General features: G+C 70.7%; 25 protein-coding genes. 11 read left to right on the top strand and 14 right to left on the bottom strand.

Going from position 1 to position 23478, the window contains the following annotated elements; all coding sequences use genetic code 11:
- Positions 1-4: 4 nt before the first annotated feature.
- Complete coding sequence (locus Q2K21_RS34415; protein WP_310779854.1) at positions 5-1003, top strand: inorganic phosphate transporter; 999 nt, start codon at positions 5-7, stop codon at positions 1001-1003.
- A gap of 665 nt (positions 1004-1668) precedes the next feature.
- Positions 1669-1869 (top strand): DUF5988 family protein, encoded by a 201-nt coding sequence (locus tag Q2K21_RS34410; protein WP_310779852.1) that lies wholly within the window; start codon positions 1669-1671, stop codon positions 1867-1869.
- Between the two features lie 106 nt (positions 1870-1975).
- On the opposite strand, the gene pstB is transcribed toward Q2K21_RS34410, so the two are convergent.
- From pstB to Q2K21_RS34375, 7 genes are all read right to left on the bottom strand, one after another.
- Positions 1976-2752 (bottom strand): phosphate ABC transporter ATP-binding protein PstB, encoded by a 777-nt coding sequence (gene pstB, locus Q2K21_RS34405; protein ID WP_310779850.1) that lies wholly within the window; start codon positions 2750-2752, stop codon positions 1976-1978.
- A gap of 42 nt (positions 2753-2794) precedes the next feature.
- On the bottom strand, positions 2795-3859 hold the full coding sequence (pstA, locus tag Q2K21_RS34400) for a phosphate ABC transporter permease PstA (protein WP_310779848.1): 1065 nt from the start codon (positions 3857-3859) through the stop codon (positions 2795-2797).
- Complete coding sequence (pstC, locus tag Q2K21_RS34395) at positions 3856-4866, bottom strand: phosphate ABC transporter permease subunit PstC (protein ID WP_310779846.1); 1011 nt, start codon at positions 4864-4866, stop codon at positions 3856-3858. Before pstC ends, pstA begins: the two co-directional genes overlap by 4 nt.
- A gap of 105 nt (positions 4867-4971) precedes the next feature.
- Positions 4972-6105 carry a phosphate ABC transporter substrate-binding protein PstS gene (gene pstS / locus Q2K21_RS34390; RefSeq protein WP_310779844.1) on the bottom strand — a complete coding sequence of 378 codons (1134 nt, stop codon included), beginning with the start codon at positions 6103-6105 and terminating at the stop codon, positions 4972-4974.
- Between the two features lie 480 nt (positions 6106-6585).
- Positions 6586-6999 carry an NUDIX hydrolase gene (locus Q2K21_RS34385; protein ID WP_310779842.1) on the bottom strand — a complete coding sequence of 138 codons (414 nt, stop codon included), beginning with the start codon at positions 6997-6999 and terminating at the stop codon, positions 6586-6588.
- 76 nt (positions 7000-7075) lie between these two features.
- On the bottom strand, positions 7076-8188 hold the full coding sequence (locus Q2K21_RS34380; protein ID WP_310779840.1) for a CHAD domain-containing protein: 1113 nt from the start codon (positions 8186-8188) through the stop codon (positions 7076-7078).
- On the bottom strand, positions 8169-10583 hold the full coding sequence (locus tag Q2K21_RS34375) for an RNA degradosome polyphosphate kinase (protein ID WP_386275909.1): 2415 nt from the start codon (positions 10581-10583) through the stop codon (positions 8169-8171). The genes Q2K21_RS34380 and Q2K21_RS34375 overlap by 20 nt, the downstream gene beginning before the upstream one ends.
- A gap of 336 nt (positions 10584-10919) precedes the next feature.
- Here Q2K21_RS34375 and Q2K21_RS34370 point away from each other — a divergent pair, with 336 nt between their 5' ends.
- Genes Q2K21_RS34370 through Q2K21_RS34350 form a run of 5 tightly spaced genes read left to right on the top strand, consistent with a single transcriptional unit; the run spans position 10920 to position 15397 of the window.
- Positions 10920-11459, top strand: a complete 540-nt coding sequence (locus tag Q2K21_RS34370) for an RNA polymerase sigma factor (protein ID WP_310779836.1) — start codon at positions 10920-10922, stop codon at positions 11457-11459.
- Entirely contained in the window at positions 11456-12331 is an 876-nt protein-coding gene (locus Q2K21_RS34365; RefSeq protein ID WP_310779834.1) for a zf-HC2 domain-containing protein, read from the top strand. Before Q2K21_RS34370 ends, Q2K21_RS34365 begins: the two co-directional genes overlap by 4 nt.
- Positions 12328-13197: an ABC transporter ATP-binding protein gene (locus tag Q2K21_RS34360; protein ID WP_310779832.1), complete on the top strand. Its 870-nt coding sequence runs from the start codon at positions 12328-12330 to the stop codon at positions 13195-13197. The genes Q2K21_RS34365 and Q2K21_RS34360 overlap by 4 nt, the downstream gene beginning before the upstream one ends.
- The gene (locus tag Q2K21_RS34355; RefSeq protein WP_310779831.1) at positions 13194-14729 is read left to right on the top strand and encodes an ABC transporter permease; all 1536 of its coding nucleotides are present in this window, start codon (positions 13194-13196) and stop codon (positions 14727-14729) included. Before Q2K21_RS34360 ends, Q2K21_RS34355 begins: the two co-directional genes overlap by 4 nt.
- On the top strand, positions 14723-15397 hold the full coding sequence (locus tag Q2K21_RS34350; RefSeq protein ID WP_310779829.1) for an ABC transporter: 675 nt from the start codon (positions 14723-14725) through the stop codon (positions 15395-15397). The genes Q2K21_RS34355 and Q2K21_RS34350 overlap by 7 nt, the downstream gene beginning before the upstream one ends.
- Before the next feature lie 52 nt (positions 15398-15449).
- Here the strand turns inward: Q2K21_RS34350 and mshD are convergent, their stop codons facing one another.
- Positions 15450-16388: a mycothiol synthase gene (gene mshD / locus Q2K21_RS34345; protein ID WP_310779827.1), complete on the bottom strand. Its 939-nt coding sequence runs from the start codon at positions 16386-16388 to the stop codon at positions 15450-15452.
- Between mshD and Q2K21_RS34340 the strand changes: the two genes are divergently transcribed.
- Genes Q2K21_RS34340 through Q2K21_RS34325 form a run of 4 tightly spaced genes read left to right on the top strand, consistent with a single transcriptional unit; the run spans position 16387 to position 17576 of the window.
- Positions 16387-16521 carry a hypothetical protein gene (locus Q2K21_RS34340; RefSeq protein ID WP_310779825.1) on the top strand — a complete coding sequence of 45 codons (135 nt, stop codon included), beginning with the start codon at positions 16387-16389 and terminating at the stop codon, positions 16519-16521. The genes mshD and Q2K21_RS34340 overlap by 2 nt on opposite strands.
- Before the next feature lie 52 nt (positions 16522-16573).
- On the top strand, positions 16574-16822 hold the full coding sequence (locus Q2K21_RS34335) for a hypothetical protein (RefSeq protein ID WP_310779823.1): 249 nt from the start codon (positions 16574-16576) through the stop codon (positions 16820-16822).
- A gap of 47 nt (positions 16823-16869) precedes the next feature.
- Complete coding sequence (locus tag Q2K21_RS34330) at positions 16870-17220, top strand: DUF6247 family protein (RefSeq protein WP_310779821.1); 351 nt, start codon at positions 16870-16872, stop codon at positions 17218-17220.
- Positions 17217-17576 (top strand): hypothetical protein, encoded by a 360-nt coding sequence (locus Q2K21_RS34325; protein ID WP_310779819.1) that lies wholly within the window; start codon positions 17217-17219, stop codon positions 17574-17576. The genes Q2K21_RS34330 and Q2K21_RS34325 overlap by 4 nt, the downstream gene beginning before the upstream one ends.
- On the opposite strand, the gene Q2K21_RS34320 is transcribed toward Q2K21_RS34325, so the two are convergent.
- The 6 genes from Q2K21_RS34320 to Q2K21_RS34295 form a co-directional block, all read right to left on the bottom strand.
- Positions 17551-18987, bottom strand: a complete 1437-nt coding sequence (locus tag Q2K21_RS34320) for a sensor histidine kinase (protein WP_310779817.1) — start codon at positions 18985-18987, stop codon at positions 17551-17553. The genes Q2K21_RS34325 and Q2K21_RS34320 overlap by 26 nt on opposite strands.
- A complete protein-coding gene (locus Q2K21_RS34315; RefSeq protein ID WP_310779815.1) occupies positions 18984-19715 on the bottom strand; it encodes a response regulator transcription factor in 732 nt (243 codons plus the stop codon). Before Q2K21_RS34315 ends, Q2K21_RS34320 begins: the two co-directional genes overlap by 4 nt.
- A 238-nt stretch (positions 19716-19953) precedes the next feature.
- The gene (locus Q2K21_RS34310) at positions 19954-20199 is read right to left on the bottom strand and encodes a hypothetical protein (protein ID WP_310779813.1); all 246 of its coding nucleotides are present in this window, start codon (positions 20197-20199) and stop codon (positions 19954-19956) included.
- A gap of 54 nt (positions 20200-20253) precedes the next feature.
- Positions 20254-21345, bottom strand: coding sequence for a S1C family serine protease (locus Q2K21_RS34305; protein ID WP_310779811.1), 1092 nt, complete (start codon positions 21343-21345; stop codon positions 20254-20256).
- Between the two features lie 243 nt (positions 21346-21588).
- Positions 21589-22611, bottom strand: coding sequence for a LacI family DNA-binding transcriptional regulator (locus Q2K21_RS34300; RefSeq protein ID WP_310779809.1), 1023 nt, complete (start codon positions 22609-22611; stop codon positions 21589-21591).
- 74 nt (positions 22612-22685) lie between these two features.
- On the bottom strand, positions 22686-23453 hold the full coding sequence (locus Q2K21_RS34295; protein WP_310779807.1) for a winged helix-turn-helix transcriptional regulator: 768 nt from the start codon (positions 23451-23453) through the stop codon (positions 22686-22688).
- Positions 23454-23478 lie beyond the last annotated feature (25 nt).

Here is a 23478-nt window from a genome sequence, read left to right as displayed (position 1 = left end):
GTCCATGGACACCTTTGCTCTGATTCTGACCGTCCTGGTCGCGCTCTTCTTCACGTACACGAACGGCTTCCACGACTCGGCGAACGCGATCGCCACGTCGGTGTCGACGCGCGCGCTGACGCCGCGGGCGGCGCTGGCGATGGCGGCGGTGATGAACCTCGCCGGTGCGTTCCTGGGCAGCGGGGTGGCGAAGACGGTCAGTGAGGGACTGATCCAGACGCCCGAGGGCGGCAAGGGGATGGGGATCCTCTTCGCGGCGCTGGTCGGTGCGATCACCTGGAACCTGATCACGTGGTACTTCGGGCTGCCGTCGTCCTCGTCGCACGCGCTGTTCGGCGGCATGGTGGGGGCGGCGCTGGCGGGTGGTACGACAGTGTACTGGTCCGGGGTGCTGGACAAGATCGTCATCCCGATGTTCCTGTCGCCGGTGGTCGGTCTGATCGTCGGCTACCTGGTGATGACGGTGATCATGTGGATCTTCCGCCGGGCCAATCCGCACAAGGCGAAGCGGGGGTTCCGTATCGCGCAGACGGTTTCGGCGGCCGGTATGGCGCTCGGGCACGGTCTGCAGGACGCGCAGAAGACGATGGGCATCGTGGTGATGGCGCTGGTCATCGCGGATGTCGAGGACTACGGGGATCCGATCCCGGTGTGGGTGAAGATCGTCTGCGCGGTGATGCTGTCGCTGGGGACGTACGCGGGTGGCTGGCGCATCATGCGGACGCTGGGCCGCAAGATCATCGAGCTGGATCCGCCGCAGGGGTTCGCGGCGGAGACGACCGGGGCGTCGATCATGTTCGCGACGGCGTTCCTGTTCAAGGCGCCGATCTCGACGACGCATGTGATCACGTCGGCGATCATGGGCGTGGGGGCGACGAAGCGGGTGAACGCCGTGCGGTGGGGTGTCGCCAAGAACATCGTCCTGGGGTGGTTCATCACGATGCCGGCGGCGGCGTTGGTCGCGGCGTGCGGGTTCTGGGTGATCAACCTGGCGTTCCTGTAGCCGACGGGTGCCGAGCGGCGGGGGGTTTCTTTCCTCGCCCCCGCCGCCCCTACCCGTCCCATCCCCAGGGGCTCCGCCCCTTCGACCCCACCAGGGGGCTCCGCCCCCTGCACCCCGGGCGGGGACTGCGTCCCCTGCACCCCGGGCGGGGACTGCGTCCCCTGCACCCCGGGCGGGGACTGCGTCCCCTGCACCCCTCTTGGGGCTTCGCGCCCTGGACCCTCGGCGGGGCCTGCGTCCCCTGCACCCCTCCTGGGGCTTCGCACCCGGCCCCCCGGTGGGGCTTTGCCTTCCGAATCTCCGGTGGGGACTGTGCCTCCTGGACCCTTCCAGGGGCTTCGCCCCGGCCCCCGCTGGGCTCCGCTCCTGTATCCCCGGCCCGGGACTGTGCCCTCCTGGGTCCTCTCCGGCGGCTTCGCCCCGGCCCTGCGGGGCTCCGCCTCTTTTCGGGGCCGGCCCCCGAACCCCTGCTCCTCACGCCGGACGGGCTGAATCTCTCAGCCTGTCCGGCGTTTGAGGACGAGGCCGCAAGGCCGACAGCGGGGGTCTGGGGGCGGCAGCCCCCAGGGACGGGAAGGGTAGGGGCGGCGGGGGCGAAACACCCTCAGGCCTGCGCCGCCCCGGTTTCGAGATGCGGTTGTCAGCGGTGCGACAAGACTGGAGCTATGACTACCAAGGCACTCCTCGAAGGCGGGCCGGAGGATCTGGCGGGCAAGCTCGTGCCGGTCGTCCCTCCGGGACAAGAGCTGAAGATTCCCCACCGCGGCGGATACGAGCACTACAAGGTCACGACGCGGCACGAGAACACCCAGGAGGGACAGGTGAACGTCTACCAGTGGTGGGAGCGGACCGAAGTGGCCGAGTAGCGCGTGGACGCCAAAGGGCCCGCCCCCGGGAGCCGGGGGCGGGCCCTCATCGGCCTCGCGGTGGCACCGCCATGCAGCACCGCGAGGAGTCCTTGACCACGACCGATCAGCCGAAGCGGCCCGAGATGTAGTCCTCCGTGGCCTGGACCGACGGGTTGGAGAAGATCCGCTCCGTGTCGTCGATCTCGATCAGGCGTCCCGGCTGGCCCACGGCCGCCAGGTTGAAGAACGCCGTGCGGTCCGAGACGCGCGCCGCCTGCTGCATGTTGTGCGTCACGATGACGATCGTGAAGCGTTCCTTCAGCTCGCCGATCAGGTCCTCGATGGCGAGGGTCGAGATCGGGTCCAGGGCCGAGCAGGGCTCGTCCATGAGGAGCACCTTCGGCTCGACCGCGATCGCCCTCGCGATGCACAGACGCTGCTGCTGACCGCCGGACAGGCCGGAGCCCGGCTTGTTCAGACGGTCCTTGACCTCGTTCCAGAGGTTCGCGCCCTTGAGGGACTTCTCGACGATGTCCGACAGTTCGCTCTTCTTGTAATTGCCGTTCAGGCGCAGCCCAGCCGCCACGTTGTCGAAGATCGACATCGTGGGGAAGGGGTTCGGGCGCTGGAAGACCATGCCCACCTCGCGGCGGACGGAGACCGGGTCGACACCGGTGCCGTACAGGTCTTCGTCGTCCAGGAGCACCTTGCCCTCGACCCGGCCGCCGGGCGTGACCTCGTGCATGCGGTTCAGCGTGCGCAGGAACGTCGACTTGCCGCAGCCGGACGGGCCGATGAACGCCGTCACCGAGCGCGGCTCGACCGTCATCGAGATGTCCTCGATCGCCTTGTGGGAGCCGTAGTAGGCGGTGAGACCGCTTACGTCGATTCGCTTGGCCATGTCTACTTCACTTCTTCCAGTCTCAGTCGCTGATTGGCCGCGTCAGCGACCGGTCTTCGGGGCCTTCCAGCGGGCGATGCCGCGGGCCACCAGGTTGAGGATCATCACGAAGGCGATCAGCGTCAGCGATGCCGCCCAGGCACGGTCGTAGGCCGCGTTCGCGCCCGCGCTGTTCGCGTACTGCTGGTAGATGTACAGCGGCAGCGACGCCTGCGCACCCTCGAAGGGGTTGGCGTTGATGAACGGGTTGCCGAAAACGAGCAGCAGCACCGGGGCGGTCTCACCCGCGATACGCGCGATCGCCAGCATGATGCCGGTGGTGATACCGCCGATGGAGGTCGGCAGGACCACCTTCAGGATCGTGCGCCACTTCGGGACGCCCAGGGCGAGGGATGCCTCGCGCAGCTCGTTCGGTACGAGCTTGAGCATCTCCTCCGTGGAGCGGACCACGACCGGCATCATCAGGATGGCCAGGGCGAGCGAACCGGCGAAGCCGAAGGGCTGCATCTTGAAGATCAGCATCAGGCTGAGGATGAACAGACCGGCGACGATCGACGGGATACCGGTCATCACGTCGACGAAGAAGGTGACGGCCTGGGCGAGCCTGCCGCGCCCGTACTCCACCAGGTAGATGGCGGTGAGCACGCCGACCGGCGCGCCGATCGCGGTGGCGAGGCCGACCTGCTCCAGGCTGCCGAGGATGGCGTGGTAGATGCCGCCGCCCGGCTCGGAGTCGGCGACCACGCCCATCGAGTGGGTGAGGAAGTAGACGTCCAGGACCTTCACACCGCGCTGCACGGTCACCCAGATCAGGGAGACCAGCGGGACGACGGCGAGCAGGAAGGCGACCCACACCAGGGAGGTGGCGACGCGGTCCTTGGCCTGGCGGCGGCCTTCGACGCGGGCGGCGATGCCGTACGTACCGAGGACGAAGAAGATCGCGGCGAGCAGGCCCCACTGGACCTTGCTGTCCAGGCCGGCGGCCGCGCTGATGCCGATTCCGAGCGCGAGGGAGCCCGCGGCGATCGCCCAGGGCGACCACTTGGGCAGGCTGGCACCTTGCAGGGTGCTGGGACGCTTGTCCGTGACGGCTGCGGCGGTGCTCATGCGTTGGCCCCCGAGTACTCCTTGCGGCGGGCGATGATCACGCGGGCCGCGCCGTTGACCAGCAGGGTGATGACGAACAGGACCAGACCGGAGGCGATGAGCGCGTCACGGCCGTCCTCGGTCGCCTCGCTGAACTTGCTGGCGATGTTCTGGGCGAACGTTCCGCCGCCCGGGTTGAGCAGGCTGGCCTGGATGTCGAAGGACGGGGAGAGCACGGTGGCGACGGCCATCGTCTCGCCGAGCGCGCGGCCGAGGCCGAGCATCGAGGCGGAGATCACGCCGGAGCGGCCGAAGGGCAGCACGGACATGCGGATGACCTCCCAGCGCGTGGCGCCGAGAGCCAGGGCCGCCTCCTCGTGCATCTGCGGGACCTGGCGGAAGACCTCGCGGCTCACGTTGGTGATGACCGGCAGGATCATGATCGCGAGCAGGATGCCGACGGTGAGCATCGAGCGCGGGGCGCCCTCGTCCCAGGAGAAGACGCCGGTCCAGCCGAGGTAGTCGTTGAGCCAGCCGAAGAGGCCGTTCAGGTGCGGTACGAGGACCAGGCCACCCCACAGGCCGTAGACGATGGACGGCACGGCGGCGAGCAGGTCGATCACGTACGCGATGGTCCCGCCCAGCTTGCGCGGCGCGTAGTGCGTGATGAACAGCGCGATGGCGACCGCGATGGGGACCGCGATGACCATGGCGACGATCGAGGAGACGATCGTGCCGAAGGCCAGGACCGCGATGCCGAACACCGGCGGGTTGAGGTTGGTGTTCCACTCGAAGGTGGTCAGGAAGTTGCCGTGGTCCTTGCTGATCGCGAGGGAGGCACGGTAGGCGAGGAAGACCGCGATGGCGGCCATGATCACGAGCAGGAAGATGCCCGATCCACGGGTGAGACCGAGGAAGATCCGGTCACCGGGTCGGGTGGCCCCACGGGTCGCGCGCTTCTGCTCGGCCGTGTTCGACCGGTGCGTGGGGGGAGGTGCTTCGGTGTTTTTCTGTGTCGATATGTCCATCGGGTTCTCCGGTCTGCTGAGCCGAACTCGGCGTAGGGCTCGTGGCGGCGGTGCACCGGAAAGTGCGGTCCGGTCCCGAGGGCGGGACCGGACCGCACACTCAGGTCAGCTCAGGCCCTCGATGGTGGTGCGGACCTTGGAGATGATGCTGTCGGGGATCGGGGCGTAGTCGTTCTGGCTCAGGACGCCCTGGCCGTCCGTGCTGGCGATGTAGCGCAGGAACGCCTTGGTGGCGGGCAGCGTGTCCGCCTTGTTGCCCTTGTCGCACGCGATCTCGTACGTGACCAGCGTAAGCGGGTAGGCGCCCTCGGCCTTGGTCGCGTAGTTCAGCTTCAGGGACAGGTCCGAGCCGGTGCCGACGACCTTGGCGTCCGCGATGGCCTTGGTGGCGCCGTCGCTGCTGGCCTTGACCGGCGTGCCGGCGCCCGTGGCGACGGAGACGGTGCTGAGGCCGTCCTTGGCGTACGACAGCTCGAAGTAGCCGATGGCGCCGGAGGTCTGCTTCACCTGCTGGGCGACACCCGCGGACTTCGGGGCGGACTGGCCGCCCTTGGCCTGCCACGCCTTGCCGCCGGAGTACTTCCAGTTGTCCGGGGTGGTGGCGATCAGGTACTTGGTGAAGTTGTCCGTGGTGCCGGACTCGTCCGAACGGTGGAACGCCTGGATCTTGAGGTCGGGCAGCTTCGCGGACGGGTTCAGCTTCTTGATCGCCGCGTCGTTCCACTTGACGATCTTGCTGTCGAAGATCTTGGCGATGGTCGGGGCGTCCAGGACGAGGTCGGAGACCCCCGGGACGTTGTAGCCGAGGGCGATCGGGCCGCCGACCATCGGGAGGTCGATGCCCTGGCCGCCGGAGCAGAACTTCTTGGAGGCGGCGACGTCCTCGGGCTTCAGCGGGGAGTCGGAACCGGCGAAGGCGACCGTGCCCTGCGTGAACGCGGTCACGCCGGCGCCGGAGCCGCCGCCCTGGTAGTTGATCTGCACGCCGTTGCAGGCCTGGGTGAACGCCTTGGCCCAGGCGTCGATCGCGTTCTTCTGCGCGGAGGAGCCGTCGGCGAGCAGCTGGCCCTTGGCGTTGTCGCACTTGATCGAGCTCGCGTTCGTCGTCGACGACGACGAGGAACCGCTGCCGGCCTTGTTGCCCGTGTCGTCGGAGCCGCACGCCGTGAGGGCCAGGGCGCCGGAGACGGCGAGAGCACCGAGGGTGAGGGCCCGCCGGTTCATGCGCTGAAGCTTCACTTTCGTTCCTTCCAGGAGCCGCCGTCCTGTTCGGCGGCGTGCGAAGTGTGAGTGATGTGGACGCGTCCTCCGAGGTCGTGCCCGCCATCAGGTAAGGCTGAAATTAGGCAGATCAGGTGAAGCCGCCGATGGCCGGAAGTGAACGGGGGGTGAACCCCTGCGGTCGGTGTGGTTAGGTCACGGAACGCTTACATCGAGGACACAGGGCGATCCCGAAGCCTCTGCCTCGGGACATTACTGTGCGCATTCAACCGAACGCGAACCGTACTGTCGCGGATCACCTGTTCGCTGGTCCCTCTTGGCTTTCACGTTCACTCGACGCCCCCTACCGTCCTCCTGGGGCCGGGTGCCCATCCCCCTGTCACACGACAAGGGCCGTGTCACACGACAAGGGCCGCGTCACACGACAAGGGCCGCGTCACACGAGAAGGGCCGCGTCACACGACAAGGGCCGCCCCGTCCAGCGGGGCGGCCCGTCGCTCAGGTCAGGTTCAGGGAGTTGAGGAGCGCGTCGACCAGTTCCCGGTCGCGCGGCTGGGTCATGCGGCCGCGGGCCACGGCCGGCGGAAGCCAGAGGATGCGGTCCACCTCGCTGTTCGGGGTGAAGGAGCCGCCCGTCGCCTCGGCCGCCCAGTAGTGGACCTGCTTGGGGCGGCCGCTCGCCTCGTAGTGGACGGTGGGCAGACGCGTGCCGGGCGCGGCGGTGTACCCCGTCTCCTCCGCCACCTCCCGCAGCGCCCCCGCGAGCGGGTCCTCGCCGCGCTTGAGCTTGCCCTTCGGGTGGGACCAGTCGTCGTACTTCGGCCGGTGGACCAGACAGATCTCCAGCCGGCCGTCGATGGGGGAGCGGCGCCAGAGGACACAGCCCGCCGCGCGGATGGTGTCGTCGGTCATCGGGTGCTCACGGCTCCTCACTCGTGCCTGCGGCGCGGGGGCTCCCCCGCGCCATGCGGTCGTACGGTGCCGGTGCCTACGGAGTACCCACCGCCTGCCTCTGCCAGGACTGCTCGAAGGCGAAGCGGGCCGCCTCCACCTCGTGGCGCTGGTCGGCGTGCAGCACGCCGAGGGCGTACGCCGTCGCGGGCGCGATGCGCGGGGTGCGCGCCGCCGCCGCGGCGGCCGCCGCCGCCTCCGAGGCGTCCCGGTGCCGGTTCAGGGCCTGGCCCGCCGCGAGCAGCCGTACATCGACGGGCGCGTTCTCTCCGTACCGGCCGCACAGCACTTCCTGGGCGTAGCGGTGCAGGCGCAGCAGCAGCCGGACCTGGTGCCAGGGGGCGTCCTGCGGGTGCGGGGCCGGGTCGGGGGACAGGCCGTGGATCAGGGCCTCCGCGTTGTACGGGTGGCCGGCGGTGACCAGCGGCAGCGTGGCGACCGCGTCGTACAGCCGCTCCTCGGCCGCCCTGGCCAGCGGGTGCAGGTCGGCGGCCGGTGCGGCGGGCGCGAGCGGGACCTCGCTGGCGAGAACGGCGACGCTGTCCGCCACCGCGTGGAAACGGCTCGACCCGAGGGCCTGGAGGGCCGCTGAGTGGGCGCGCGTCCGGGCCAGGGTGAGCTGCCGCTCCAGCAGGGCGCCCGCCTTCGCGGCGCCCACGGTCAGGTTGCCGCGCTCGGGAGCGGCGGGCCGGGTGGCCGGGCCGGTGCCGGCCACTTCCGCCGAGCCCCCCGACTGCGGGGGGAAGGCGGATGAGCCGGACAGCCGGTGCAGGGCGAGCAGCAGCCTCTCGAGGCGGGCCGCGTACGCGTGCTCGCGAGCCAACGTGCCCGACAGCCAGGCGAGTTCGGGACGCATCCCCTCGGACCAGTCGGTGTCGAGCAGGGGGCGGAACGTGTGGAGCGTGCCGCTGATGCGGCGGGCCGACCGGCGCAGGGCGAGCGCCGCGTCGCCGGAGTCCTCCGGGCCGCCGACAGCGGCACCGGTCTCCCGGTGCTGCCGCAGCGAGCGGAGGAACTCCGTGGCCTGGGCCCGCAGGTAGCCCGCGAGGGCGTCTCCTGTGGGGGTAACTCCCTGCTCCAGCGAAGCCGAGAGCTTGGGGGCGGGCCCGGCCGTGGGGTTGGTGGGGGGATCAAGGTGTTGCTGTGCCACGCCGGCGCCTCCGGGCGTCTATGAGCATCTCCTGGATGTTCCGCAGGGGCTGGCCGTCCACGTCGGTCGCGTGCCGGGTCCACTCGCCGTCCGGACCCAGGTGCCAGGAGGAGGTCGTGTCGGACATGCCGGTCTCCAGCAACCGGTTGAGGGCCGCCCGGTGCGCCGGGTCGGTGACCCTGACGAGTGCCTCGATGCGGCGGTCGAGGTTGCGGTGCATCATGTCCGCGCTGCCGATCCACACCTCGGGCTCGCCGCCGTTGCCGAAGGCGAAGATGCGGGAGTGTTCCAGGAACCGGCCGAGGATGGACCGTACGCGTATGTTCTCGGACAGGCCGGTGACGCCGGGGCGCACCGCGCAGATGCCGCGCACCCATACGTCCACGGGGGCGCCGGCCTGCGACGCCCGGTAGAGGGCGTCGATGATCGCCTCGTCCACCATCGAGTTGACCTTGATGCGGACGTACGCGGGCCGGCCGGCCCGGTGGTGCTGGATCTCCTTGTTGATCCGCGAGACCAGGCCGTCGCGCAGGGACTTGGGGGCGACGAGGAGACGGCGGTAGGTCTCGCGGCGCGAGTAGCCCGACAACCGGTTGAAGAGGTCGGACAGGTCCGCGCCGACCTGCTGGTCGGCGGTCAGCAGCCCCAGGTCCTCGTACAGACGTGCGGTCTTCGGGTGGTAGTTGCCCGTGCCGACGTGGCTGTAGCGGCGGAGGGTTTCGCCTTCCTGCCGCACGACGAGCGACAGCTTGCAGTGGGTCTTCAGGCCGACGAGCCCGTACACGACATGGCAGCCCGCCTCCTCCAGCTTGCGGGCCCACTTGATGTTGGCCTGCTCGTCGAAACGGGCCTTGATCTCCACCAGCACGAGGACCTGCTTGCCGGACTCGGCCGCGTCGATGAGCGCGTCGACGATCGGCGAGGTCTCCGAGGTCCGGTACAGCGTCTGCTTGATGGCGAGCACGTCCGGGTCGGCGGCCGCCTGCTCCAGGAACGCCTGGACCGAGGTGGAGAAGCTGTCGTACGGGTGGTGCAGCAGGACGTCCCGCTCCCGCAGTGCCGCGAAGATGTCGGGCGCGGACGCCGATTCGACCTCCGCGAGGTCGCGGTGGGTGCCCGCGACGTACTTCGGGTACTTCAGCTCGGGACGGTCGAGGGCGGCGATGCCGAAGAGGCCGGTGAGGTCCAGGGGACCAGGCAGCGGATACACCTCGGCCTCGGAGATCTTCAGCTCGCGCACGAGCAGATCGAGGACGTACCGGTCGATGGACTCCTCGACCTCCAGGCGCACCGGCGGCCCGAAGCGGCGCCGCATGAGCTCCTTCTCCAGCGCCTGGAGCAGGTTCTCGGCGTCGTCCTCCTCGACTTCCAGGTCCTCGTTGCGGGTTATCCGGAAGGCGTGGTGCTCCAGGACCTCCATGCCCGGGAACAGCTCCTCCAGGTGGGCGGCGATGACGTCCTCGATGGGGACGTACCGCTGCGGGGAGGCCTCCAGGAAGCGGGACAGCAGCGGCGGGACCTTGACGCGCGCGAAGTGGCGGTGGCCGGAGACCGGGTTACGGACGACGACCGCGAGGTTGAGCGAGAGTCCCGAGATATAGGGGAAGGGGTGCGCCGGGTCGACGGCCAGCGGGGTGAGGACCGGGAAGATCTGGTGGCGGAAGAGCGTGAAGAGGCGCGCCTGCTCCTTCTCGGTCAGCTCGTTCCAGCGGACCAGGTGGATGCCCTCCTCCGCGAGCGCGGGGGCGACGTCCTCGTGGAAGCAGGCCGCGTGCCGGGCCATGAGCTCGCGGGAGCGGGCCCAGATCATCTCCAGGACCTCGCGGGGCTGCATGCCGGACGCGGACCGGGTGGCGACACCGGTGGCGATACGGCGCTTCAGACCCGCCACCCGGACCATGAAGAACTCGTCCAGGTTGCTGGCGAAGATCGCCAGGAACTTCGCCCGTTCGAGCAGGGGGGTGTTCGGGTCCTCGGCCAGTTCGAGCACGCGCTCGTTGAACTGGAGCCAGCTGCGCTCCCGGTCGAGGAAGCGGCCCTGGGGAAGCCGCTCACCGTCGGCTTCCTCGTAAGCGTCGAGGTCGGTGTCGATCTCGGGTTCCAGTTCGGAGACCGTCGCGGCCACGGTGTGCGGGCGGTGCGCGGCGATGGAGCCCACGGAGGGCTGCTGATGATTCATGTTCGCGCGACCCGAAGGCTCTCCATCACGGACGGTGGTGGGGGACGGCTGGGCCTGTGCCTGGGCGTTCTGCTGGCTCATGAATCCATTCTTCCGCGCCGACCGGGTGACGGGCGCGTCGGAGAGCGAGTGCGGCAGCGCGGAAAACGGAAGACCGCGCTCCGCACCGTCCCCGTTCCCCCGTTGCGAAGGGGGCTCTGGCACGGCGGCATTCATTGCCCGAGCGTCGCAAGCCTGCCTGAACCACTGGTTACGGCGACATGACGTGCGGGATAGCGAGGGGCGGCTCGCGGACGTCTGCGGACGTCTACAGGGGGCGCGGCGGCGTACGAGGGGCTGGGAGGGGTGTATGAGGGGGCTGGAATGGGGTGAGCTCGCTCCCGGCAGGGGGAGCGCTCCTGGTGGGGGGAGCGCTCCTGGCGGGGGGAGTGCTCCTGGTGGGGGGGGTGCTCCTGGCGGTGGGAAGCGCTCCTGGTAGGGGAGGTTTTCTCCCTGCCCAAAACTCTTCTCCTGGGCGTGAACCGATCGCGGGGGCTCGTCCGATGAAGGGGCGTGAGGGAAACGACAAGTGACGGGGAGCTGCTGCGTTCCGCGGCAGACGGGGACCGTCGCGCCTTCGAGGAGTTGTATCGGCGGTATGCGCCGTGGCTCACGGCACGGCTGCGCGGCCGCTGCGCCGATCCCGCGGTCGTCGACGACGTCGTGCAGGAGACGTTCCTGGCGGTCTGGCGCGGCACTGCGCGCTACCGGGAGGACGGGGACGTGGCCGGCTGGCTCTGGCGCATCGGCGCCCGGCGGCTGGTGGACGCGTTGCGCGGTGACGGCGCGCGCGGCCGGCTGTGGCAGACGCTGGCGCGGCTGCGGCACCGAGACGAGGCCTCCGCGGAGGAGCGTGTCCTGGCCGGAGTGGAGCACGGCGACCTGGCAGGGGCGCTGACCAGGCTCTCGCCGGAGCTGCGGGCCGTCCTCCAGGCGACGGTGATCGACGGGCTGACGACCGGGGAGGCGGCCGTCCTGCTCGGCATTCCCCCGGGCACGGTCAAGACACGGGCGCTGCGTGCGCGGAAGCGGTTGCGGGAGGAACTGACATGAAGGACGACGAGCGCGACAGCGCCGGATGGCACGCGGACGCCGACGATCTGCGCGCGTATGCGCGCGGCGAGCTGCAGGCACCCCGGCTCTGGTCCGTCGACACCCACCTGGTCGCCTGCGCGCCCTGCCGCCGGGCGCTGGCCGAGGTGGCAGACCCGGTCGCACTGGAGACCGGCTGGGAGCGGCTCGACGCCGAGCTGGACGCCCCCCGGCCCGGGGTCTTCGAGGCCCTGCTGATCCGCTTCGGGGTCGCCGACCACACCGCCCGGCTGCTCGCCGCGACACCCGTCCTGCGCGCCTCCTGGCTGGGCTCGGTCCTGCTGGTCCTGGCCATGACGGTGATCAGTGTGTACGCGGAGGACTCGCCCGCGCTGTTCCTCGCCCTGGCCCCGCTGCTGCCGCTCGCGGGCGTCGCGCTGTCCTACACGCCGGCTCTCGACCCGACGTACGAGCTGACGGTCGTCTCCCCGCTGCACGGCTTCCGGCTGCTGATGATCCGCACGGTCGCGGTACTGACGGCGAGCCTGGGGCTGAACGGCCTGGCGACGCTGGCCCTCCCGGCCTACGGGCTGCACGCCATGGCCTGGCTGCTGCCCGCCCTCGCCCTCACCGCGACGGGCCTCGCGCTGACCGCCAGGCTGGGCCCGGTGCTCGCGCCCGCCCTGGTCAGCGGTGGCTGGGTCGCCCTGCTGGTGGTGGCCAAGCTGACCACCACCCACGGGACACTCCCGCCGTTCACAGGGGCAGGCCAGGGCGTGGCCGCGGTGGTCGCGGCCGTCGCGGCCGCCTTGCTGCACCGCCTGCGGGACCGGTTCGACGCCTCGCGGGCCCATGACCTCTTCACCGACTTCACCCACAGGAGCGCCTCATGACCACCGCGCCCACCGTCTCGGCCTCCGGCCTGACTCTGCGCTACGGGGGCACGGCCGCCCTTGATGATGTCTCCCTGCGCCTGCGTGAGGGCGTCACGGGGCTGCTCGGGCCCAACGGCGCGGGCAAGACGACGCTGTTGCGGGTGCTCGCCACCGCCGTGCCCGCCGACCGGGGCGCCTTCACCGTCCTCGGGCACGACCCGGGCACGGCCGTCGGCCGCCAGGAGGTGCGGCGCCGGCTCGGCTATCTGCCGCAGACTCCGGGGTTCCACCCGGATTTCACGGCCTTCGCGTTCGTCGACTACGTGGCGATCCTCAAGGAACTCACCGACCGCGCCGCCCGCCACCGCGAGGTACGGCGCGTGCTGGAGGCCGTCGACCTCTCGGATGTGCGCGGCAAGCGCATCAAGCGGCTCTCCGGCGGCATGCGCCAGCGCGTCGCCCTGGCCGCCGCGCTCGTGGGCGACCCGGGCCTCCTGCTGCTCGACGAGCCGACCGTGGGCCTCGATCCCGAACAGCGCATGCGCTTCCGGGAGTTGATCGCCGAGGCGGGCCAGGGCCGGGCGGTGGTGCTGTCCACCCACCAGACCGAGGACGTGGCGATGCTCTGCCACCGCGTGATCGTGATGGCCCGCGGCCGCGTCCGCTTCGAGGGCACCCCGGCCGAGCTGACCGCCCGGGCGGCGGGCCGCGTGTGGAGCAGCGCTGAACGCGACCCGGGTGCCCGCGCCGGCTGGCGAACGGGTATGGGCACGTTCCGGAACGTCGGCGACCCGCCCCAGGGCGCCGACCTCCTCGAACCCACCCTGGAGGACGGCTACTTGCTGGCCCTCGACGGCGAGCCCGTGGAGGTGGCGTCCGCATGAGCACGGTCATGGACAAGGCCCTCGCGGTGCCCGCGCCCGTACGGACCGACCGGCGCAGGGCATCCGCCGTCCTCGCGCTGGCCCGCTTCGAGGCCCGTGAACTCGCGCTGCAGATCCCGGTGTTCGTGTTCTTCCTGCTGTACATCGGCCGCGCGCTCTGGAATCTGTTCTTTTCCGAGGAGGGCATGTACGACTATCCGGTCCTCCAGAACACCGACCGCGCCACCGAGCCTGCCGCGTTCTTCCTCGGTATCGCCGTCCTCATCTGCGTGAACGCCGCCGCGCTGCGCTCCCGGCGCCACGGCACCGACGGGCACTTCGACGTCCTGGTCATGGAGCCCTGGCGGCGTACGGTCGCGCACATGCTGTCCGTGGTGCCGTTCGCGGCGGTCACCGCGCTGGTGGTCGCCGTCGAGTACGGCAGCGCGGCGCTGAAGCCGGGTGCGGTCGGTCACGGGTCCCTGGCCGAGCTGGCGGTGGGACCGCTGGTGGTGCTGCTGTCCGGGGCCCTGGGGGTGCTGATCGCGCGACTGTTCCCCAGCGTGGCCGGTGGTCCCCTGGTCGTGGTCGTGGGATACGCCGCGCTCGTGGTCACCTCCGCGGTCACCGGGCAGAGCGTGCACTGGCTGAACTGGCTCCAGCCGATCGACTCCGAGGACGGCGGCGTGGCGATCCCGTCCGACCTCCTGGGCCGCCCGGCCGCCTGGCACGCCCTGTATCTGGCGGGCCTCACCGCACTGCTGCTGTGCGTCGCGGTCCTGCTGAGCGGGGGACGTACGCGCATGCTGAAGGCGCTGACGGTGGTCGCGCTCGGCGCCACGGCCGCGGGGATCACCGGACAGTCCCCCAGCCACGAGGCGTCCCTGACCGCGGCCCGCACGAAGGCGAGCCATGCGCCGGCGACGTCCCAGTCGTGCGCGGTGCACGGCCGGTCGACGTACTGCTCCTTCCCGGAGTGGACCGCCTGGCGGGACGACTGGGCGGCGGTCGTCGACCGCGTCCAGGGCTTCGCGGGCGGCGCCGCCGCAGGAGCGCGGCTGACGGTCCGCCAGCGGATACCGGTCATCTACGACCTGACCAGCGACTCCGCCATCACGCCCCTGAGCACACCCGGCGAGGTCACGGCCGGCACCCGTTGGGGCGGCGCCCGCATCCCGGAGTTCGCCGTCGGGGTCGCCTCGGTGCTCGTCGCGGGCGACGAGCAGGCCATCTCCCAGATGTGCGACGCCCGGGTGGTGACCGTCATGTGGCTGGCGCTGGCCACGCAGGACGACCCGATGACCGCCCTTCGCCGCGTCCGCCTGGACGACAGCATCGAGGGCTCCAACGCCGCCCTGTCCCCCACCGAACCCGTCTCCATGAGTGCCGAGCAGACCCGGATCGTCCGGGACCTGCTTCAGCGCCCGCGCTACAGCGTCGCGACCCGCGTGAAGGCCCACTGGACCGAGCTGACGTCCCCGAAGACATCGGAGGCGCGGGTGGCGGAACTGCTGGGGGTACCGCCGGCGACCGACAAGGGGGAGTCGTGCTAGAAGCGGGCAACAAGTACGCGCGGATCAGTGCCCTCCTCCCACCGGTGTGGCGCACCCTCCCCTGGCCGGTGCTCGGTGCCGCGGGCGGGTCGGGCCTGGCCCTCGCCGCAGTCACCCGGCTGGTGCCCGGCGAGCTCGACACCACGCCGGCCCTCATCCTCCTGAGGGCCGCGGCGCTCGTCTTCGCGCTGGGGCTGGCGTTCCTGCTGGACGACCCGGCACGGCACCTCACGGAGGCGGTGCCGACCCGGCGACCGGTGCGCACCGCGCTGCGGATGGCGCTTGTCGCCCCGCCGGCCGGGCTGTGCTGGACGGCGGCCCTGCTGCTCGTCCCCGGGGAGATACGGCCGCCGGCCGGCGCCGTGACCCTGGAGGCGGCGGCCCTCGCGGCCCTGGCGCTCATCGGAGCGGCGGCTGCCGTGCGGTTCACCGACGAGCCGCAGCCGGGCGCGAGGGTGGCGGCGATGCTGCTGGCGACCACGGTGCTCGCGGTGCTGCTCCGGCCGCGATGGGCCCTGTTCGTCGCGGAGGGCGACCCCGGCTGGGCGGCGGCCCATCAGCGGTGGGCGGTGCTCCTGGCGCTCATTCTGCTGGTGGGCGCGATGCTCCTACCTGAGCCGATACGCAGGCACCGTGCGATGGATTCGCTGCTGAGGGCACACCGTTGACGACCGTCTGGACTCACCTCCGGGACGCGGCCGCCCGCTGCTCACCCGCAGCTCACGTCTCCGTCCGGTACATCAGGTCCGTCTCGTGGGTGGTGAAGCCCAGCCGTTCGTAGACCGTGAGCGCGGCCTTGTTGTCCGCGTCGACGTACAGCATGGCGGTCGGCAGGCCCTGGGCGGCCAGGTACCGGAGGCCGATCGTGGTGAGGGCCCGGCCGAGGCCGCCGCCCTGGGCGCCGGGGCGGACGCCGAGGACATACACCTCACCGAGCTGCTCCTCGGCGTGGACCTTGGTCCAGTGGAAGCCGATGAGTTCGGGACCCTGCTCACCCTCGCGTTCCGCCAGGAAGAAGCCCTGCGGGTCGAACCACGGCTCGGCCTTGCGGTCGTCGAGATCGCGCTGGGTGAGGGAGCCCTGCTCGGGGTGGTGGGCGAAGGCCGCCGCGTTGACGGCGAGCCAGGCCGTGTCGTCCTCGCCGGGCACGAAGGTGCGCACGGTGACGCCGTCGGGCAGCTTCGGTTCGGGCAGGTCGAGGTCGGTCAACGGGCGGCGCAGCTGGCGCAGTTCGCGGAAGAGGGTGAGGCCGAGGACCTGGGCCAGGTGCCGGGCCGCGGAGTGACCGCCGTGCGCCCACACCCGCAGCCGCTTGCCGGAGGCGGCGAGGAGCGCGGCGCCAAGGGCCCGGCCGTGCCCGTGGCCGCGGTGCGAGGGGTGCACGACCAGCTCCGCGGCCGGGGCCTCCACCGGGTCGGTGTCCTCCAGTTGCGCGTATCCGACGAGGGTGTCGCCGACCGTCAGCAGGAGATGGGAGACACCCTCCCGCTCACCGCCGCGCAACTGCAGCCGGCCCTGCTCGGACACCGCCTGCTGCCCGTCGACCCGGGCTGCCTCGGCGAGCAGCGCGAGCACGGTCTCGGACTGTTCGGGGGAGAGCGCGGCGAGGGTCTCGATGGAGCGGGGCGATGCCGGGAGGGCGGGGTCGTCGCTGGTCATGGGTACGAGGGTAAGGGGAGGACCGGGGGAAGGGGAGGCACGGGCGGGGCGTCCGCTGGTCTTCTCGGCCGTGTCCTGGTCGGTGTTCGTGGAGCAGGTCAAGGGTGAGGCGGAGCTGAACACCTTCGTGTGAAGCGGGCGGGAAACCGGAACTGCAAAGGGGGCGGTCCAGCCACGGTGACGTCATGGCAGAGAACGCGATCATCGACCACTTGGCGACTCAGCGGCTCACCGCCGATCAGCTCGCCGAACGTGTCGCCGCCACCCGTGAGGCACTGCGCGAGCGGATGGCTCGCCGGCTGACCGACGAGAAACTCGATCAAGGGCCGGGGGTGTCGGCCAACCTGTACGCCCTGGCCGCCGGGAAGATCCGCGCCCGGGGCTCGCTGTCCTGGTCGAAGCCAATGCGCGGACAATCCGCGCGGGGACGGTGAGCGCGGCTATGGTCGTAGACACGGCGCGTCGAAGGAGGACATCGATCATGGCTGCCCACGCTGCGGAACCCGATCCCATCGTCCCCCCCATGCCCGAGCGGACCCCGAAGGCGCTGCGCCAGGCCATCGCACAGCACACGCCCGAGCTCCTCCCCGACTTCGACGAGCACTGGAAGTGGGCGATCGCCGACACCTATGATCTCGGTCCGGTGCCGGCGTTCATGGCCCGCTGGTGGGGTGAGTACGCCCTCGCCCGCGACCCCAAGCTGGACGCGCATGTGCGCGATCTTGAACACCGAGCCGCGTACGAGTGCACCGACATCGCTGAAGCCAAAGCCCTCCTCGAAGAGGCGGCGAAGATTCATTACCGGGTCCGAGAACTGGAGCCCGGCGAGTGACTGATGGGTTCATGGGGCCGCCTTGGCAAGCGGACTGGCGGATCGATGCTCTCGTCACCTTCGAGGCACTGCCCGACCACGTTCGTGAGATTATTCTCGCGGCGCGCGCCGAACTGGTCACGGCGAAAGACCCGTATTTCCGCGGCATCAATGCTGATGCCGGACTTCCCGACGGAATGAGAGTCGTGCCGGGCCGGTCCACTGATCCGAAGGGCCGCCACATCTGCTTGTTCGACGACGGAAGCGGCTGGCTGAAGTACAGTTTCGTCCGCCGAACCGAAGATCCCCAGATCGTGGTCGAAGAGGTCTTCTGGCAAGAAGCCGAGCCTCTTACACCGCCTCCGGCGGAGGCGTAGGCGCCCCCGGTAGCCGTACCGTCGCCACCGTGCCCCCGCCGTTCGCCGGCGTCAGGGACACCTCGCCGCCCGCCTGCTGGATCGTGCGGGCCACGATCGACAGACCCAGGCCCGAGCCGGGGAGCGCGCGGGCCGAGGGCGAGCGCCAGAAGCGGTCGAAGACGTGCGGGAGTTCCTCGGCCGCGATGCCCGGGCCGTGGTCGCGGACCTTCAGGACGCCGTCCGCCAGCTCGACCTCGATCGTGCCCCCCTCGGGGCTGAACTTCACCGCGTTGTCCAGGATGTTCACGACCGCCCGCTCCAGCGCGGACGGCTCCGCCCGTACGTACCAGGGCTGGAGGTCCGCCGTGATCGTCAGCTCCGGGCCGCGCAGCCGGGCGCGGCGCAGGGCGGCCTCGACGGTGTCCTCCAGCGGGACCACCTGGACGCGCTCGCCCCGCTGGCCCTCGGAACGGGACAGCTCCTGGAGGTCGCCGATCAGTGAGGCCAGTTCCGTCATCTGCGCCTTCACCGAGGCGAGGAGCGCCTTGCGGTCCGCCGCGGGGATCGGGCGGCCGGTCTCCTCGCTGCGGCTGAGGAGTTCGATGTTCGTCCGCAAGGAGGTGAGCGGCGTACGCAGTTCGTGGCCCGCGTCCGCGATCAACTGCTGCTGCAGGTCGCGGGAGCTCGCCAGGGACGACGTCATCGAGTTGAAGGAGCGGGACAGACGGGCGATCTCGTCCTCGCTCTGTTCGTCCACGGGGATGCGGGTCGTCAGGTCCTCGGTGCGGGCGATGTGTTCGACGGCCTCGGTGAGCTGGTCGACCGGGCGCAGGCCCGCGCGGGCCACCGTCAGGCCGGAGGCTCCGGCACCGACGACTCCGATGCCGGAGACGATCAGGAGAATCAGGGCCAGGTCGTTGAGGGTCTTGTTGGTGCCCGCGAGCGGATAGCCGGTGACCAGGGCGTAGTCGGGGACGGGCTGAGGATGGCCGCCAGGGTTGTCGATGAGCAGGGGCATCGTCAGCACCCGTACGGGGTTGCCCTTGCTGTCGGTGCTGTTGTGGAAGACGGCCCGGGTCGGGTTCTTTGCGATGTCCCTCTCAACGCTCGTGGCTTTCACCAGCCCCGCGGAGTACGGGTAGACGCACGACTTGCCGTCCTTGCCGACCACCTGGAAGAAGTAGGGCTGCGGCCTGCCGTCGCTCTGTGTCTCGGGCGTGGTTTTGCACTCTGTCAGGACCTTCGCCAGGACCCCCGCCCGAGCCGGGTTCGCGTTGTTCTCCAGGGTGTTGTTGACCTGTTCGTAGAGCTTGCCGCGCACGATGAACCAACAGGTCACCGACACCGCGGCGACACCGAACGCCACCGCGGCCGCCACCAGAAGGGCCAGCCGGGAGCGGAGCGGGAGGGAGCGGAACCTTCTGATCACTCCGCGCCACCCTGCCGCAGGACATAGCCCACACCGCGCACCGTGTGCACGAGACGCGGCTCGCCGCCCGCCTCCGTCTTGCGGCGCAGGTACATGACGTACACGTCGAGCGAGTTGGATGATGGCTCGAAGTCGAAGCCCCAGACCGCCTTCAGGATCTGCTCACGGGTCAGTACCTGGCGCGGGTGCACCATGAACATCTCCAGGAGCGTGAACTCGGTCCGGGTCAGCTCCACCGGCCGCCCGCCCCGGGTGACCTCGCGCGTGGCCAGGTCCATGCGGAGGTCGGCGAACGTCAGCGCCTCGTCCTCCGGCGCGCCGACCGTGGCGGCCGCGTACGAGCTGCGGCGCAGAAGGGCGCGGATACGGGCGAACAGCTCGTCCAGTTCGAACGGCTTGACCAGGTAGTCGTCGGCCCCGGCGTCCAGGCCGGTGACGCGGTCGCCGACCGTGTCACGGGCCGTGAGCATGAGGATGGGGGTGGTGGTGCCCGCGCCGCGCATCCGGCGGGCGGCGGTGAGGCCGTCCATGCGGGGCATCTGGATGTCCAGGACGACCAGGTCGGGCTGGTACGCGGTGGCCTTCTCCAACGCGTCCGCGCCGTCCACGGCGACCTCGGTGTCGTAGCCCTCGAAGGCGAGGCTGCGCTGGAGTGCTTCGCGCACCGCCGGCTCGTCGTCGACGATCAGGATGCGCTGGGGTTCACGGTCGCCTTCGGCGGGGCTCATGGGAGTGGGGGTTCCTCGGGATGCGATGGGGCGGGGCTGAACGCCTTCAGCCTCGCACGTTTCCGGGCGGGGGCGGAAAGGGTCGACAGGGGACTTTTGGGCTGTTGGGCTGGTGTCGAGCAGCCGCCCGGGGCCGCCTGAGTCCGGGCCGGGCATCCGCCTCCGCCCCGGACATACGGCGTACGCCACCGGGGACCCAGCGGGACCGGATGGCGTACGTCGTGGGGACGAGGGCGGCTCAGCCCAGCGCCAAGGTGAGCCGGTTCAGCGGCACCTTGCGGCGGTGGGGACGTGCGGCCGTGGTGCGGAGGCCCATCAGTTGGGGGACCGCCACCTCCAGCGCCCGCCTCTCCGGGGCGCGCAGCTCGAAGTCCTCCGGCGTCTGGACCGCCGGTGCGTGCAGTTCGTACGCCACGGCCAGGGCCAGGGAGACCCCGGCAGGGCCGAAGGGAGCGGTCGCCTCGTGCAGAATCTGCGTGATCATGTCGTGCTCCTTACTTACCCACTCGACTTACCACTCGCCCGGCAGGACACCCGCTCAGCTCTGGGAGCCGGAGCGCAGCTTGGCCAGGTCGGACTTGACGGTGTTGATCGGGATGGCGAAGCCCAGGCCGACGTTGCCGGCGCTCGACGAGGTCGAGTCCGTGGCCGAGTACATCGCCGAGTTGATGCCGATGATGTTGCCGTTCATGTCGATCAGGGCGCCGCCGGAGTTGCCCGGGTTCAGGGACGCGTCCGTCTGGATCGCCTTGTACGTGGTCGTGGACGAGCCCGTGTCGCCGTTGAACTGCCGGCCGCCGAACTCGAACGGCCACTGGCCGCCGCCCTGGCTCTGTCCCTGGCTCTCGTCGGTCGAGACGGTGACGTCGCGGTCGAGGGCGGAGACGATGCCGCTGGTGACCGTGCCGGTCAGGCCCTCGGGGGAGCCGATGGCGACGACCTGGTCGCCGACCCGGATGCCGTCGGAGTTGCCGAGCGTGGCGACCGTCAGGCCGGAGGCGTTCTCCAGCTTGATCAGGGCCAGGTCCTTCTTGCTGTCGGTACCGACGACCTGCGCGGTGTACGACTTGCCGTTGCTCGTCGTCACCTTGATCGAGGAGGCGCCGGAGACGACGTGGTTGTTGGTCATGATCTCGCCGCCGCTGGTGATGATCACACCCGAACCGGTCGACTCGCCGGCGTTGGAGGTGGCGCTGATCTCCACGATGCTCGGGCTGACCGCCTTGGCGACCCCGGCGACCGTGCCCTTGAGGCTGGAGGGCACCACGGTGGTGCTGGTGGAGCTGGAGGAGACCGTGGTGGTCTTGCCGGTCAGCTCCTGTATGCCGTACGCGGTGCCGCCGCCTATGGCCGCGGCGACGATCGCCACGGCGGCGAGGAGGGCGAACGGACCCTTGGCGCGCCTCTTCGGCGTGGCGGGGGCCGGGGTGAGGAGAGCCGTGCCGCCGCCGTTGCCGCCGTCGTGACCGGTGGCGGCCACGGCCGTCGGCTGCGCCGGCTCGTATGCCGGCGGGGGCGGCCACTCCGGGTTCACGGAGGGAGAGGCGTGCTGCTGCTGGGGGTACGCGGGCTGCTGCCCGTCACCCTGGGGGTACTCGTACTCGCCGCTGCTGCGGAAGCTCTCGGTCATGTAATAGAGAGTGTCCCGCGATCATGAGAGCTTCCTGAGCCGTCCCTGAGAAGCCCGACAGAACCTCGTATGCCCGATATAAGGGCGCGCCGGGGGAGGCCTCGCGGGTGGGGGTGAGCCGCCCTGCGCCGGGTTCCCGCGCCCCTGGCAAGGGGCGCGGGGCCCGGACATCATGCGGCTCCGCCGCGCGGGCGCGACCAGCCACAGACGACCGGCAGATTCAAACAGGTTCGGAGCGGCCGGCTACTCGCACCCGCAGGACCGCCGCACCACCAACCGGGACGGAAAGAGCTTGAGCCGTTCACGCCGGGAACCGGCGACCCGCAGCCCGTCGTCCAGCACCAGGTCGACGGCCGCCCGGGCCATCCCCGACCGGTCCGAGGCGATGGTCGTCAGCGGCGGATCGGTGAGCGCCGCCTCCTTGACGTCGTCGAAGCCCGCCACGGCCAGCTCGCCCGGCACATCGAGGCGCAGCTCGCGCGCCGCGCGCAGCACGCCGATCGCCTGGTCGTCGGTGGAGCAGAAGATGGCCGGCGGGCGGTTCGGCCCGGACAGCAGCTCCAGGCCCACCTTGTACGCGTCGTAGCGGTTGTACGGAGCCTCGAAGAGCCGGCCCTCCGTGGAGATCCCGGCCTCCTGCATCGCGCGCCGCCAGCCCTCGACGTGGTCGGAGACCGGGTCGCCGACCGCCGGGGTCTCCGAGGTGCCGCCCATACAGGCGACGTACTCGTAGCCGTGCTCCAGGAGGTGGCGGACGGCGAGCTGGGCGCCGCCGATGTCGTCCGTGACGACCGCGACGTCGTCGATCGCCTCGGGCCGCTCGTGCAGCAGCACCACCCGGGCGTCCCACGCCTCGATCTCGGCGGCGGCGTGGTCGTTGAGCGCGTGGCTGACCAGGATCAGCCCGGAGACGCGCATGCCGAGGAAGGCCCGCAGATAGTGGACCTCGCGCTCGGCGACGTAGTCGGTGTTGCCGACGAGCACCATCTTCCCGCGCTCGGCGGCGGCCTGCTCGACGGCGTGCGTCATCTCCCCGAAGAAGGGCTGGCGCGCGTCCGGGACGATCATGCCTATGAGGTCCGTACGCCGCGACGCCATGGCCTGGGCGACCCGGTCGGGCCGGTACCCCAGTTCCTTGATCGCGGCGAGGACGCGCTCGCGCGTGGCCGGGGCGACCGGCCGGGGTCCGTTGTTGATGACATAGCTGACGACGGCGGTGGAAGTACCCGCCAGCCGCGCCACATCATCCCGAGTCACCTTGGCCACGCGCGGAGTCTACGCGGATGGACCGCCTCTGGGCAGGGCGTACGCCGTAGTATGCCCGAGCCGTGATCTCGGTCTCACACCTCGGCCGCGGACACGGCCGCCGTCTCGTCCGCATCCTCCGGCTTTGGCTGGGCGGCCTTGGCCTTCGCCTCGTCCGCCGCGCGCTCCACCTTCTCCGGGGTGACGAAGCGGTAGCCGACGTTGCGGACGGTGCCGATCAGCGACTCGTGCTCGGGGCCGAGCTTGGCGCGCAGTCGTCGTACGTGGACGTCGACCGTGCGCGTACCGCCGAAGTAGTCGTAGCCCCAGACCTCCTGGAGCAGCTGGGCGCGGGTGAAGACGCGGCCCGGGTGCTGCGCGAGGTACTTCAGGAGCTCGAACTCCTTGAAGGTGAGGTCGAGGACGCGGCCCTTGAGCTTGGCCGAGTACGTCGCCTCGTCCACCGACAGATCGCCGTTGCGGATCTCCATCGGGGAGTCGTCGTTGACGATCTGCTGGCGCCCCATGGCCAGGCGGAGGCGGGCCTCCACCTCGGCGGGACCCGCGGTGTCCAGCAGGACGTCGTCGATGCCCCAGTCGGCGGTGACGGCCGCGAGGCCGCCCTCGGTGACGACGAGGACGAGCGGACAGCCGGGGCCGGTGGAGCGCAGCAGCTGGCAGAGGCTGCGCACCTGCGGGAGGTCACGGCGACCGTCGATCAGGATGACGTCGGCACCCGGGGTGTCGACGAGGGCCGGTCCTTCCGCCGGAGCCACGCGCACGTTGTGCAGCAGCAGGCCGAGGGCCGGAAGCACCTCCGTCGACGGCTGGAGGGCATTGGTCAGGAGCAGCAGAGAACTCATACGTCTGGTTCCTCCTCGGTCCCTG

It is taken from the genome of Streptomyces sp. CGMCC 4.7035, from assembly GCF_031583065.1.
GTDB classification, from domain to species: domain Bacteria; phylum Actinomycetota; class Actinomycetes; order Streptomycetales; family Streptomycetaceae; genus Streptomyces; species Streptomyces yaanensis.
Note: the sequence above shows the minus strand (reverse complement) of the source record. Positions and strands in the feature narration are given on the sequence as shown.

What these genes read in the sequence shown, in the direction of transcription:
- Q2K21_RS34415 (WP_310779854.1), top strand. Translation starts at nt 5, where the DNA reads ATGGACACCTTTGCTCTGATTCTGACCGTCCTGGTCGCGCTCTTCTTC.
- Q2K21_RS34410 (WP_310779852.1), top strand. Translation starts at nt 1,669, where the DNA reads ATGACTACCAAGGCACTCCTCGAAGGCGGGCCGGAGGATCTGGCGGGC.
- pstB (WP_310779850.1), bottom strand. Translation starts at nt 2,752, where the DNA reads ATGGCCAAGCGAATCGACGTAAGCGGTCTCACCGCCTACTACGGCTCC.
- pstA (WP_310779848.1), bottom strand. Translation starts at nt 3,859, where the DNA reads ATGAGCACCGCCGCAGCCGTCACGGACAAGCGTCCCAGCACCCTGCAA.
- pstC (WP_310779846.1), bottom strand. Translation starts at nt 4,866, where the DNA reads ATGGACATATCGACACAGAAAAACACCGAAGCACCTCCCCCCACGCAC.
- Q2K21_RS34385 (WP_310779842.1), bottom strand. Translation starts at nt 6,999, where the DNA reads ATGACCGACGACACCATCCGCGCGGCGGGCTGTGTCCTCTGGCGCCGC.
- Q2K21_RS34375 (WP_386275909.1), bottom strand. Translation starts at nt 10,583, where the DNA reads ATGAATGCCGCCGTGCCAGAGCCCCCTTCGCAACGGGGGAACGGGGAC.
- Q2K21_RS34365 (WP_310779834.1), top strand. Translation starts at nt 11,456, where the DNA reads ATGAAGGACGACGAGCGCGACAGCGCCGGATGGCACGCGGACGCCGAC.
- Q2K21_RS34360 (WP_310779832.1), top strand. Translation starts at nt 12,328, where the DNA reads ATGACCACCGCGCCCACCGTCTCGGCCTCCGGCCTGACTCTGCGCTAC.
- Q2K21_RS34355 (WP_310779831.1), top strand. Translation starts at nt 13,194, where the DNA reads ATGAGCACGGTCATGGACAAGGCCCTCGCGGTGCCCGCGCCCGTACGG.
- Q2K21_RS34340 (WP_310779825.1), top strand. Translation starts at nt 16,387, where the DNA reads ATGGGTACGAGGGTAAGGGGAGGACCGGGGGAAGGGGAGGCACGGGCG.
- mshD (WP_310779827.1), bottom strand. Translation starts at nt 16,388, where the DNA reads ATGACCAGCGACGACCCCGCCCTCCCGGCATCGCCCCGCTCCATCGAG.
- Q2K21_RS34335 (WP_310779823.1), top strand. Translation starts at nt 16,574, where the DNA reads ATGGCAGAGAACGCGATCATCGACCACTTGGCGACTCAGCGGCTCACC.
- Q2K21_RS34330 (WP_310779821.1), top strand. Translation starts at nt 16,870, where the DNA reads ATGGCTGCCCACGCTGCGGAACCCGATCCCATCGTCCCCCCCATGCCC.
- Q2K21_RS34315 (WP_310779815.1), bottom strand. Translation starts at nt 19,715, where the DNA reads ATGAGCCCCGCCGAAGGCGACCGTGAACCCCAGCGCATCCTGATCGTC.
- Q2K21_RS34310 (WP_310779813.1), bottom strand. Translation starts at nt 20,199, where the DNA reads ATGATCACGCAGATTCTGCACGAGGCGACCGCTCCCTTCGGCCCTGCC.
- Q2K21_RS34305 (WP_310779811.1), bottom strand. Translation starts at nt 21,345, where the DNA reads ATGACCGAGAGCTTCCGCAGCAGCGGCGAGTACGAGTACCCCCAGGGT.
- Q2K21_RS34295 (WP_310779807.1), bottom strand. Translation starts at nt 23,453, where the DNA reads ATGAGTTCTCTGCTGCTCCTGACCAATGCCCTCCAGCCGTCGACGGAG.